Genomic DNA, 11,139 nt, shown 5'->3' with positions numbered 1-11,139 from the left:
CGGCGGCGTCCTCACCTGCTTAACTAAATCTTTATAATATTGAAGGCCGAACTCCAACGTTCAGACCGTAGCTGTTACGCCCAGGTATACTTTGATACACGTTCCGATATCCTTTTCCGACTCAACCGTGATATCTGCTCCCTCTCCATAGTACATACGAATCCTCTGGGCCACATTGTTCAAACCGAAGCCTCCCTTTTTCTTTACTTCCATATTCCTGTTTCCCTTCAGCTTCTCCCGCAGACTGTGGAGCGCCGGTCCGTCCATCCCGATCCCGTCGTCCTCCACCTCGAAGACGATTCCGTTTCTGTCCTCGTATCCGCGGACCGTTATCGTGCCGCCTCCCCTTTTATTCTTGATACCGTGGTACAGGGCATTCTCTACAATGGGCTGGAGAATCATTTTCAGTACGATTTTATCTTTAATAGACGGTTCAATATTGATATTATAATCCAGGATATCTTCGTATCGGATCTTCTGGATCTTCAGATAGCTGCGGATATGCGTCTCCTCCTCGGCAATCGTGATGAAATCATTGCCTCCCGAAAGTACGGTTCTGAAAAAATCGCTCAGGTCGGTGGTCATCTCCACCACCTGATGGTTATTGCCCCCCTCCGCCATCCATACGATGGAGTCCAGCGTATTATAGAGGAAATGGGGGTTAATCTGCTCCTGGTGAAGCTTAAGCTCCGCCTCCCTCAGGCTCTTCTGCTCCTGCTTCGTCTTCTCCATCAGACCGGCTATCTCATCGCTCATCCGGTTCAGCGTTCTGGCCAGCACGTTGATTTCCTCCAGGCCGCACATTCTGGCCCTTGCCTCCAGTTCTCCCCGTCCAAGCCGTTCCGCCGTCTGCTTCAGGTTATTGATGGGATTCGTCACCGACTTTGTAATCATCACCGATAGCGTGAAGCCGACGGTCAGCACTCCGGCCAGTATAGCCAGGAAGCCTCCCACAATCTGCTTTGTATGGACCTCCAGTTCTTTCTGCAGATCCTCCATCTTGAGTATTTCATAATAGGTATACTGGGTGATGTAATCCTGAATCATGGAACAAAGCCCCTGGATATCATTCTCCCAGATTGAAAAGTTCTCGTCATAGGTGCCCGGCTTCTTTGAATTATCTATCATCTTGCTGACCGCATTCTCCAATGAATCCAGACAGGATAAAATTCCCCTGATTTTGATATCGCTGTCAGAGCCGGGCGTTCTTTCTATCGTATTATCAAAGGCAAACCTGGCGGAATTAATCATATTAATCGGATTTTTAACCACCGTTGCGTACCGGCTCATTCCCTCTATAATATCCCCGTTTTCAAACTGTCCTGCGTCAATCAGTCCGATCATAACGCGGTACATTGAATATTCCATGTCCTCTTTAAACTTCAGATTATATTCATTGGCCGTCTTAAGATTTGCCATGATATTCTTATAGGAATTGGAATAATTGCGGATCATCCCCAGGATCCCCAGAACCATTCCGGTCAGCGGAATTGCTATCACAAACAGGAGAAGGGTCAGGCGCAGCTTCAACGTAAGCTTCCTCAGACCTTTTTTTCTTTCCTCGGGCTGCTCCTCATACCTATTCCCAGCCGCTGTTTTGCGGGTTGTGAATAGGGACTGCTCCTCTGTCATCTGACTGCTGTCTTCAGCTTTCATTTTTAACTTCCTTTGCTTTGAACTCTTTGGGCGACTGGCCCGTTATCTTCTTAAACGTGGAGCTGAAATAGTGCGGATCATTGTACCCCACCCGCTCCCCAATCTCCGCCGTCCTTAGCGTTGTGCATTTTAACAGCCCGCAGGCCTTGTCAATCCTGGACTTCGTAAGATATTCCACAAAGGACTGGCCTGTTTCCTGCTTAAAGATGGAGCTGAAATAGCTGGGGCTGACACCGATATGGGTCGCTATCATATTCAGAGAAAAATCGCTGTTGCTGTAATTCTGCGCTATGTAATCCTTCGCATCCCTGATGAGGGTCCCGTAACGGTCGTTTGAGGCCCGGTCCCTCATCGTCAGGGCAAAAATGAAGAGATCCGTCAGGTACATCAGAGTCGTCTCCACGTTTGTAATCGCTTTCGGTATCAATTTGATATCTTTTCGCTCCGGCGGTATCTCGTCCGTGTTCACATTGATTCCCTTTAAAAACTCCTGGACACAGTAAAAGATATCCATCACCATATACTGGCGCAGCAGAAGGGATTTATAATTGTTCTCCCCCACCGCGGCAAAGTATTCCTCGATAAACAGCCTGCATTCATCCAGAGAGCCGAGCTTCAGGAAATCCTCTATCAGCTTTCTGTCGACTCCGCTGTAATCGGTCTTATCCAGAAATTCCGTATATTTTTCATAGCTTACAAAATAGCGCTCCAGAAGTTTACTCTTCTCCCTCTCTTCCCGGATTGTCTCCGCCACCTTTTTCAGCGCGTCAATCAGGTTTGCGGAAGTAACCGGCTTTAAAAGATAATCGCTGATTCCAATCTTGATGGCTTCCTTTGCATAGTCAAATTCATTGTAACCGCTGAGGATAATAATCTTTGTCTGGGGCAGGGCCTTTTTAACCAGCCGGCTTAGCTCCAGCCCGTCCATAAACGGCATCTTTACATCTGTCAGGAGTATATCCGGCTCTGTCTTCAATATCAGCGGATAGGCGTACTCCCCGTCACCCGCCTCCCCTGCGAATTCAAAGCCGTTGGCATTCCAGTCGATATTGTCCCGGATGCCGCGGCGGATAATTGCCTCGTCTTCTACTAAGAATACTTTTATCATAAATTCCCCCGTGTAAACACAATTTCATCCCGTGTTCTCTTTATCCGTAACACTGAAGCAGTGCGGTTACGTTCTCTGCCGCCCTATGTATATCTTATCACAGCCTTTAGTGAAATACAATTTTCAGATGCAAAAGACGCGCGCTGTTTGTTGGCGTTAAGAGTGCAAACGGTCCCGCAGCAATTCATTCCGGCCGGATTCCCCCTCACGACAACCTTCAGCTGGTGACGGAAGACTCAGCCAAAGCCTCACCACACCGGGCCCGGTCCGTTCCTGACGCGTCCTCCTGTCTGCGACAGCAGAATTGATAAAAAAATAAGCACAAAACCGGCCAGTGCAGGAAGCCGGTACCGCTCCCCCAGAAGAATTGCGCTGAATATGCTCCCAAATACCCCCTCCAGGCTCAGAAGCACGGCTGCTTTCGTGCTGTCTACCTTTTCCTGACAGATGATCTGGAGGGTATGCCCGATAAATATTGAAACAATGCCCAGGTATGCGGCCGGAAGAACTGCAGCCGGCGGTATTATAAAGGGCGTTTCCTCCAGCGGAACAAACAAAAGATTTACATTAAACAAAGCCAGAAACTGCAGACAAGTCACCGCCTTCGACCTCACCGTGCCGGAGAGCTTTCCCGTAACTGCGATATGAACCGCATAGAGGAATGCTCCCAGGAACGACAGCAGATCCCCGGCATTAACAGCCGTGATATTGTTAAAATCCACCGTCAGCAGGCAGACCCCGGCAAACATCATCAGCGCGGAAAACAGATTGCTGCGGCCCGGCTTTTTTTTCGTCAGCGCCCAGGATAGAAAGGGCACCATTACCACATTTGTTCCCGTCAGAAATGCGCAGTTCCCCGACGATGTTATGCGTATCCCATAAGTCTGTACCAGACCGGCTGCCGCCAGAATCCCTCCCAGCAGAAAACCTCCCAGCCATTCCCGCCGGCTCGCCCTTCTAATCACACACAGGAAAAATAATCCGGCGCAAACCGCCGAAAAAAAGGAACGCACAACCACAAACTGAATCGGTGTCAAAAGACTCATCAGATTTTTATAACACACAAATCCGCTCCCCCAAATGAGTGCGGTCAAGGCCAGGAGTATTTCCGCCGCCTTTTCTGTCAACTGTATCTTCAACACATACCTCCCACTAAACTGCAAAAGAAAACCGGAAAATGCATCTGCATTGCCCGGTTTTCCCCTGTCCCGGCCGCTGCGGTTCTTTCCGCCCGCAAAGCGGCCAACCTTTTCTTCTGCTTTTCAGACACACTCACGTATTATATGCGCGGCGCCGTTTCGGATTAATACAGATACGGCTTATCCCACAGGTTCAGTGTCGTGCCAAGTCCCATTTCCTTTGCCTGATGATATACGGTATGGCCCCAGGCCACATCATAAACCGGCATGCCGCCCATTCCAAAGAGAATCTTCTCCTCATCATTTTTCCTGCCCGCAATCTTGCCCGCGGCAATATCGCCCAGGTTCTCGATCATGTCCTCGGTCATCCTGCCCTCCGCAAGCCAGTCAAGATAATACGTTCCGATCAGTCCCATGATTGGATGATACGGATATTTAAGTTCATCGCTCCACGCTTCGTACATTTTCCAGTTATCCACCACACGGCGAGCGCGGTTCAGGACAAAATCGGGATCCAGGTCTATTCCTGCCGGCAATGAGACATAGACGCCCGGCTTCAGCCATTCTTCCTCAATCCGCGGATATACCTTGCCGGAGGTTGCCACATTGACCACGTCGGCTTCCCGCACAGCCTCTTCCACGCTGTCGACAAGTTCGATTGTATGGATCTGCGGATAATTCTGACGGATATAAGCGGCCAGCTTTTCTGATGCGGCCGGATAAATATCATATATTTTAACTGTATCCAGTTTTGTACATACATCAATCAGAGACATGAAACAGGTACGGCTGATAACACCTGCGCCGATCAGTGCGCATACTCTGGATTCAGGCCTGGCCAGATATTTCGCTCCGACTCCCGGTATCGCGCCCGTCCGCACCGCACTGATGAGGTTCGCCGACATCAGCGCCTCGGGAGCCCCCGTATCCGCATTGTTCAGCATGACCATTAAAATGGATCGCGGAATGCCCTTTTCAACATTGTCGCGGTTGGAACCATACCATTTCTCACCGGCTATATTGAACCTGCCGCCCAGGTAAGCTGTCATCGCCATGAAACGGCGGTCAGGCCCATTTTTCGGCATATTAGGAAATTCCGGCTCGTCAGGGAAAGAAATCATGATACCATGGGAATTATGGTTTTTGCCGCCCATCACATAGTCGCCTCTTCCCATAAGATCGAAGACCTCCCCCATTACCTCCACACAGCGGTGCATATCGGTTACTCCCGCTTTCACCATTTCCTCCTCATTCAGATACAGGAAATCAATCTTTGTACTGCTCATAATACGCTCCTCCTTTTATATTTTTATTTAATAAATAGTTGTTGCTCTTACTCCTCTGTGATTCCGAGCGTCTTCCGCTCCCGGAGCGGCGCCGTATACCACATCTTTCCTCCTATCGTCACAGCCAGCGATATGACAAATGCCAGTGAAACCAGACCTACGACAAGCCACCCTTTTCCTGCGATCAGCGCGGCCGGTATCAATGACCAGAAGGCAATCTCAATAAAGTTGAGGAATGGGGTCATAGCCACATCCTCCACCGTCTTTGACTTATTCTCCGGATCTACAATCCGAAGAAGAACAAAACCGATGGCAAACACGCCGGTGCAGTAACCGAAGCAGAACAGGGAACGTTCAAACCAGCTGTCCTTATTCATAAGATATCCAAGCGGTATCACGGTCAGGAAAACGCACACCAGGCCGGCAATTGTTAAGATGACCAGCGGAACCGCGTATTCCACAATAACCGTCAGCTTGATCGAGGCAATTCCGAAAAACACCAGATAATCCGTGGCCGTACCGGATATCTTCTGATTGATATTGGTATCAATATAATCGTAGACAGGCGTCTTCCGAAGCGCAAAGAAGAATATCAAAGCAATCAGGTACGCAACCGTAAAGTCCGGAATCCCCTTCAATAAATGGACCGCAATAATATTTGCGTTCAGATAGTACCCAAGCCCGGCAATGCCGGCCACAATTGCCAGATGAAAACACAGTGTGTCCAGTGACACGGAGCTGATTGTTTCCTCCCCGATAGATGTCCTGTTATCCTTTGATACAAGCCCGGTTCTCAAATCTCCTGAAATATATTTAAAATCCTTGATATATCCGGTGTACCCCTTGCTCGTGGCCCATTTAACAAAAGCCAGGCCGCCAAAAATCCCCGTCAGTATTCCGATGGTTGCAAACGTCATTCCCAAATCGGTCGCTTCCGGCCAGCCAAGCTCTGCAAAGGTTGCCCCGCAGGCCGCCGCCGTGCCGTGTCCTCCCGTGAAGCCCGATGCCAGCAAAATTCCGATGCCCTGATTTACCTCGGGGTTCACAGCTTTGATTACAGTGAGCGTCACTGTAATCGGGATGATAAACTGCAGAAAGAAAATGACAAACCGGTACATGTTGAAGCTAAGCACCCTTTTTACCTCTTCACCTGCCCCCTTCGTCTCCCCCATCTTAAATCCATTGACTCCGACAATGGTAAAAACCAGAATGATCAACACCCCCGCGTAGGATCCAATCGAGGTCGAAAACGGCAGGATTCCCAGTCCCTGTTCTCCCATGGCCAGTCCGATAAAGCCGGCGATCATACTGGCCGGAACAAAGAATTTCTGAAAAACAGGAATTTTTGCACGCAGCAGCTGCCCAGCCAAAATCAGGATTGACGCAATAGCCACATCAATCAACAGATCATACACACTCATAAAATAGCTCCTCCTGATAATAGTCAATAAGTAACTGTTTTGTGTAGCTTCACAGTTACCGTTTCCAGTTACACTATAAATAAAAGAAATAGCTGCGCAGCATTTCCGTATTTATCCGTTATGCGGAACGGGTGTTAACCTTCTTCTCCGTCCCCCTCCTGTCCCCCTGAAGAGTGTAAAGTTTTTTTGTGAAAGCCATCCCCTCTATGACAGCCAGAATCAACTCCTGTTTCTCGGTGGAGAGCTTACTGGCCCCCTCAATGATTGCGTCAAGACGGTTAATGTTATCCTCCTTATTCATCGTTCTCCTCCCATCATTTGTATTGAAAAATCGCACATTTGTTTTATAAATGCATCATATCACGCATAATTTGTGCTGTCAATCACTAATTTTGTATTAAAAATCCATTATTGTTTTGACAAATCATTTTTCTTATGTTATGATTCAAATATTGCATATTAATCTAAATTGGTATCTGTTCCGTACCGTGTTTGTTTAAAATTTATCTTTCAAGAGGTGGGAAATGACAATTGGAGAACGATTAAAAATAGCGCGAAAAGCGAGAGGATATACCCAGGATTCCTTGGCCGAAGCACTGGGTATGTCCCGCGGCGTCATCACAAATATCGAATACGGCAGGGCTGAGCCCCAGACACTGGTTATCAAGGCTATTTGCGATATCCTGCATATCAGCCAGACCTGGCTGATGACCGGAAACGGCAATATGGACATCGATTTTGATTTGGAAAAGAGCGCGCGCCTGCTGTCCTATATTTATAACGCTGCTAAAGATTTGACTGTGGAAGAACAGGATTATATTTTAGATTTGATCTACACATTCCAGAAACACCGGGATTCGATTAAGAAGTAATAAGAAAAAGGCCAGTCCGTTTTCATACGGACCGGCCTGCGGCGCTGCACGAATCAAACAGCGCCTCTGCCTCACAGAGGCTGTTAATAACACAAAAACATTTCTTTTGCACCGCTTCATCCGGCACAGTAAGATCCGGAACCATGACAGGGATACAGCCTGCTCGGTACGCTGCTTCGATTCCATTGACACTGTCTTCAAACACGATCGTATTACCGCACCCGGTTCCCAGGCGTTTTGCCGCACAGATAAAGATATCCGGCCACGGCTTCGCGTGTCTGATTTCATCACCACAGATAACAGCTTTAAAATATTCCTGAATACCCGCTTTTTCCAAATTACCGTGTGCCGTTTTGCTGTCACATGCGGTGGCAACTGCCATAGGCAGCTCTCTGTTCTTTAAAAATTCAAGCAGGGAATATAAACCGGGCTTAACGGGAAGTCCATTCTCCTCTATCTCCCGGGCGGCGTAGTTAAGCCGTATCTCCCGGGCCAGGCCATAATCAAAATTCTCTCCGTACCGTTCTTTGAACATTTTCTCAGCATCCGTCCGGTTACAGCCCCGGATCCGGGCCACCATCTCCGCGCCGATCGGATATCCCAGGATTCTGCCGGCCTTTTTCCAGCCCTCCAGACCAAGCCTTTCCGTATCAAACATCAGGCCGTCCATATCAAAGATTACGCCGTCCGCTTTCATAACAGGGCAATCAGCTTCAGCCAGTCTCCCGGACAGGCGTCCAGATGCGCGATTGCCTGCGGAAGCTCCTCAAAGGAAACGATTTTAGATATAATCTTTGCCGCGGGAACACGGCCGGTGGAGATTAGCTCTGCCGCCTCCGCAAATTCTTCCGTTGTACCGGTCCGGGAACCCACTATCTGCAATTCTTTTCTGGTAATCACTGCCGTCGGAAGCTCTACCGGCCTGTTGGGCCATCCGGTGAGCGCCACTCTGCCTGTCGGCGCGGCATAGTCCAGGGCGTTTCTGACTGCGGCGGCGGAACCAGACACCTCGGATACACACTCCGCCATCCGCCCGCCGGTAACTTCCCTAATATAGCCCGGTGCATCTTCGGTCTGCGGATTTACCGTATATTTGATTCCAAAAGTCTTTGCAAGCTCCAGACGCTGATCCACGATATCTGCCATTATCGGTATACCTCCGTAAGCCAGCGCCGCCATTCCGGCCAGCATGCCGATTGCCCCGGCCCCGATAATTACGATATGTTCACCTTTTTTCAGCTTCAGGCTGTGAAGCGCATGCAGGGCGATTACCAGCGGCTCCGTCACGGCCAGCTCCTCCCATGTCATGGAATCCGGCACCTTCACCATATGGCTCAGGGGATGAGCAAAGTACCGGCTCATACTGCCCTGCGTCTGGACTCCCAGAACCTCCAGCTTTTCACAGCAGTTAGTTCTTCCCTGGGAACAGGGATAACAGGTTCCGCAGTAGAGATAAGGATCCAGAACGACCCGGTCCCCCTTTTTGATTCCGTAGCGGTTTTCGTCCTCCACCTCCACCACAATCCCGGCGGTTTCATGTCCAATCACCAGCGGATAAGACACATTAGGGCTTTTCCCTGCGTAGGCATGGACATCGGAGCCGCAGACTCCCAGCGCCTTTACCTCGATAACCGCATATCCTTTCTTCCACTTTGCATCCGGAATCTCCGACACATAGATTTCTCCCGGTTTATTAATTTTTATTGCCTTCATCATTTTTCCTTTCCTCAGAACGGATCATCACTGTCATTCAGAAACATCCGGGCATCACACGCCGCTGTAGGCCGTATATCCTCCGTCCACGGGAAGCACGGTGCCTGTGATAAAAGATGATGCTTCGTCATTCAATAAAAACAGCAGCGCTCCCGCAAGTTCCTCCGGCTGCCCCAGACGCTTCATGGGAGTTCCCTCTATTATCTTCTTAAGCCGCGGTGTCGGTGTCACACCGTCCGCCTCATAAAAGAGCGCCTGTGTCTGATGGGTGGACAAAAATCCCGGCGCTATTGCATTAACGCGTATCCCGGTCCCGGCAAAGTAAGTAGCCAGCCATTTTGTGAAATTTCCCACCGCCTCCTTTGCCGCAGCATAGGCAGGGATCTTAGTCAGCGGAAGAAATGTATTCACGGAAGCAATATTGATAATGCTGCATGCCTCCCCGCCCAGCATGTCCCTGGCAAATTCCTGCGTTGTCAGAAACGTACCTGTGAAATTCAGATCGAAGACAAACTTCCAGCTCTCTTTATCAATATCGAAAAAGGTTTTTTCACGGCCAAGCTGAGAAGAATCAAAAAACTCTCCGGCCGTTGTGGCCCTCGGATTATTTCCTCCCGCCCCGTTTACCAGAATCCGGCACGGTCCATAGGTCCTGGCTACAAGCTCATGCGCCTCTTTTAAACTCTCCGCAGACAACACATCGCAGCCGACTGCCAGCGCAGTGCCGCCGGCAGCGGTAATTTCCTCCGCCACCTTCTTTGCCGCCGTCTCATTAATGTCCAGCACCGCCACATTGGCGCCGGCCTCAGCCAGCACTTTGGCCATGCAGCCGCAGATAACGCCTCCGGCTCCCGTGATGACGGCCGTCTTTCCTGCCAGAGAAACATTTAACGTAAGTTTCATCCCTTATTCCTCCTCATATAACTTCCATATCTGATTAGAAGTCACTATTCACAGCCCCGCCAAAATGCGCGCTTCTGTGAACAGTAACGATTAGAACAGCAGTCTCGGCAGCAGCAGAGAGATCTGCGGAACAAAAATCAGCAGTAAAATGACGATACAGATGATTCCAAGATACGGCGCCAGATAGGTAAGCGCCTCCTTCATCTTCGCCTTTGCAATTCCCATTGTAATGAACAGCACGCCTCCGACCGGCGGAGTTACTCCAGCATAGACAAGAGTAATGACCATAATCAGGGCAAATTGAATCGGATCAATGCCGTACTGGGCCGCCACCGGCATCAGAATCGGCGCACAGATGATGGTCGCCGACAGAGTCTCAATAAACATTCCGACAAAGAGCAGGAACAGAACCAGCAGCATCATGATAACGTATTTGTTGTCCGTTAAACCGGTGAGGAAAGTGATTATCATTTTCGGGAATTTCTCATAAGCCACAAGCCAGCTGAAAATCGAGGCTCCGGCAACAATCAGCAGCGCCATACCCGTCATGGAAGCCGCCTTCAGGAAAATCCTCGGCAGTTCCCGGTAGGTAAATTCTTTGTAGACAAACATTCCGATCACCAGGGCATAGATTACAGCAATTGCCCCTGACTCCGTAGGAGTAAAAATACCGGAGACGATTCCGCCGATGATGATAAGGGGCATGATAATCGCCAGAATCCCGTCTTTTATTGCCGTCAGCCTCTCCCGGTAGGGAACCCGTTCATCCCCCTTTATTCCCAGGCGCCTGGCATAAAAATAAGTGACGACCGCAACGCCGAGTCCGATGATGAGACCAGGAATAACACCGGCCATAAAGCATTCGCCGATTGACAGGCCGGTCAGGGAGCAGTAGATAATCATGGTAAGGCTGGGCGGGATAATCGGGCCGAGAGACCCGGCACATGCCTGGATAACCGCCGCAAGCCCCCTCGGATAACCGTTTTTCAGCATGGACGGAATCAGCATGGAACCCACGGCCGCCGTATCGGCTGCCGCCGA

General features: G+C 49.8%; 11 protein-coding genes. 1 reads left to right on the top strand and 10 read right to left on the bottom strand.

Features of this window, described 5'->3' with window-relative positions; translation table 11 throughout:
• Positions 1–60 precede the first annotated feature (60 nt).
• The 6 genes from CLOSYM_RS20755 to CLOSYM_RS20730 all read right to left on the bottom strand — a co-directional run bounded on the left by CLOSYM_RS20755 (position 61) and on the right by CLOSYM_RS20730 (position 6,911).
• Positions 61–1,656, bottom strand: a complete 1,596-nt coding sequence (locus tag CLOSYM_RS20755) for a sensor histidine kinase (RefSeq protein WP_021643684.1) — start codon at positions 1,654–1,656, stop codon at positions 61–63.
• Positions 1,646–2,764 (bottom strand): response regulator transcription factor, encoded by a 1,119-nt coding sequence (locus tag CLOSYM_RS20750; RefSeq protein WP_021643683.1) that lies wholly within the window; start codon positions 2,762–2,764, stop codon positions 1,646–1,648. Before CLOSYM_RS20750 ends, CLOSYM_RS20755 begins: the two co-directional genes overlap by 11 nt.
• A gap of 248 nt (positions 2,765–3,012) precedes the next feature.
• Positions 3,013–3,906, bottom strand: coding sequence for a DMT family transporter (locus tag CLOSYM_RS20745; RefSeq protein WP_021643681.1), 894 nt, complete (start codon positions 3,904–3,906; stop codon positions 3,013–3,015).
• A 161-nt stretch (positions 3,907–4,067) separates the two neighbouring features.
• Positions 4,068–5,189: a tyramine oxidase subunit B gene (locus CLOSYM_RS20740; RefSeq protein WP_009296819.1), complete on the bottom strand. Its 1,122-nt coding sequence runs from the start codon at positions 5,187–5,189 to the stop codon at positions 4,068–4,070.
• Between the two features lie 47 nt (positions 5,190–5,236).
• Entirely contained in the window at positions 5,237–6,610 is a 1,374-nt protein-coding gene (locus tag CLOSYM_RS20735) for a sodium/glutamate symporter (RefSeq protein ID WP_021643680.1), read from the bottom strand.
• Positions 6,611–6,728: 118 nt separating this feature from the next.
• Positions 6,729–6,911 carry a hypothetical protein gene (locus CLOSYM_RS20730; protein WP_003504909.1) on the bottom strand — a complete coding sequence of 61 codons (183 nt, stop codon included), beginning with the start codon at positions 6,909–6,911 and terminating at the stop codon, positions 6,729–6,731.
• A 223-nt stretch (positions 6,912–7,134) separates the two neighbouring features.
• Between CLOSYM_RS20730 and CLOSYM_RS20725 the strand changes: the two genes are divergently transcribed.
• On the top strand, positions 7,135–7,482 hold the full coding sequence (locus CLOSYM_RS20725; RefSeq protein WP_003504907.1) for a helix-turn-helix domain-containing protein: 348 nt from the start codon (positions 7,135–7,137) through the stop codon (positions 7,480–7,482).
• A 22-nt stretch (positions 7,483–7,504) separates the two neighbouring features.
• On the opposite strand, the gene CLOSYM_RS20720 is transcribed toward CLOSYM_RS20725, so the two are convergent.
• The 4 genes from CLOSYM_RS20720 to CLOSYM_RS20705 form a co-directional block, all read right to left on the bottom strand.
• Positions 7,505–8,179 (bottom strand): HAD family hydrolase, encoded by a 675-nt coding sequence (locus tag CLOSYM_RS20720; protein ID WP_021643679.1) that lies wholly within the window; start codon positions 8,177–8,179, stop codon positions 7,505–7,507.
• Entirely contained in the window at positions 8,176–9,198 is a 1,023-nt protein-coding gene (locus CLOSYM_RS20715) for a zinc-dependent alcohol dehydrogenase (RefSeq protein WP_003504904.1), read from the bottom strand. The genes CLOSYM_RS20720 and CLOSYM_RS20715 overlap by 4 nt, the downstream gene beginning before the upstream one ends.
• A gap of 51 nt (positions 9,199–9,249) precedes the next feature.
• Positions 9,250–10,098 (bottom strand): SDR family oxidoreductase, encoded by an 849-nt coding sequence (locus CLOSYM_RS20710; RefSeq protein ID WP_003509538.1) that lies wholly within the window; start codon positions 10,096–10,098, stop codon positions 9,250–9,252.
• A 90-nt stretch (positions 10,099–10,188) separates the two neighbouring features.
• Positions 10,189–11,139, bottom strand: a 951-nt coding sequence (locus CLOSYM_RS20705) for a TRAP transporter large permease (protein WP_021643678.1), incomplete at its 5' end; no start/stop codon positions are given.

Source organism: [Clostridium] symbiosum ATCC 14940 (assembly GCF_000466485.1).
GTDB classification, from domain to species: Bacteria; Bacillota; Clostridia; order Lachnospirales; family Lachnospiraceae; genus Otoolea; species Otoolea symbiosa.
The sequence above is the reverse complement of the archived record's forward strand: the minus strand, read 5'-3'. Positions and strand labels throughout refer to the sequence as shown.

Excerpts from the sequence above, each read along its gene's own strand:
- CLOSYM_RS20755 (WP_021643684.1), bottom strand. The coding sequence starts at position 1,656 with ATGAAAGCTGAAGACAGCAGTCAGATGACAGAGGAGCAGTCCCTATTC.
- CLOSYM_RS20750 (WP_021643683.1), bottom strand. The coding sequence starts at position 2,764 with ATGATAAAAGTATTCTTAGTAGAAGACGAGGCAATTATCCGCCGCGGC.
- CLOSYM_RS20740 (WP_009296819.1), bottom strand. The coding sequence starts at position 5,189 with ATGAGCAGTACAAAGATTGATTTCCTGTATCTGAATGAGGAGGAAATG.
- CLOSYM_RS20735 (WP_021643680.1), bottom strand. The coding sequence starts at position 6,610 with ATGAGTGTGTATGATCTGTTGATTGATGTGGCTATTGCGTCAATCCTG.
- CLOSYM_RS20730 (WP_003504909.1), bottom strand. The coding sequence starts at position 6,911 with ATGAATAAGGAGGATAACATTAACCGTCTTGACGCAATCATTGAGGGG.
- CLOSYM_RS20725 (WP_003504907.1), top strand. The coding sequence starts at position 7,135 with ATGACAATTGGAGAACGATTAAAAATAGCGCGAAAAGCGAGAGGATAT.
- CLOSYM_RS20720 (WP_021643679.1), bottom strand. The coding sequence starts at position 8,179 with ATGAAAGCGGACGGCGTAATCTTTGATATGGACGGCCTGATGTTTGAT.
- CLOSYM_RS20715 (WP_003504904.1), bottom strand. The coding sequence starts at position 9,198 with ATGATGAAGGCAATAAAAATTAATAAACCGGGAGAAATCTATGTGTCG.
- CLOSYM_RS20710 (WP_003509538.1), bottom strand. The coding sequence starts at position 10,098 with ATGAAACTTACGTTAAATGTTTCTCTGGCAGGAAAGACGGCCGTCATC.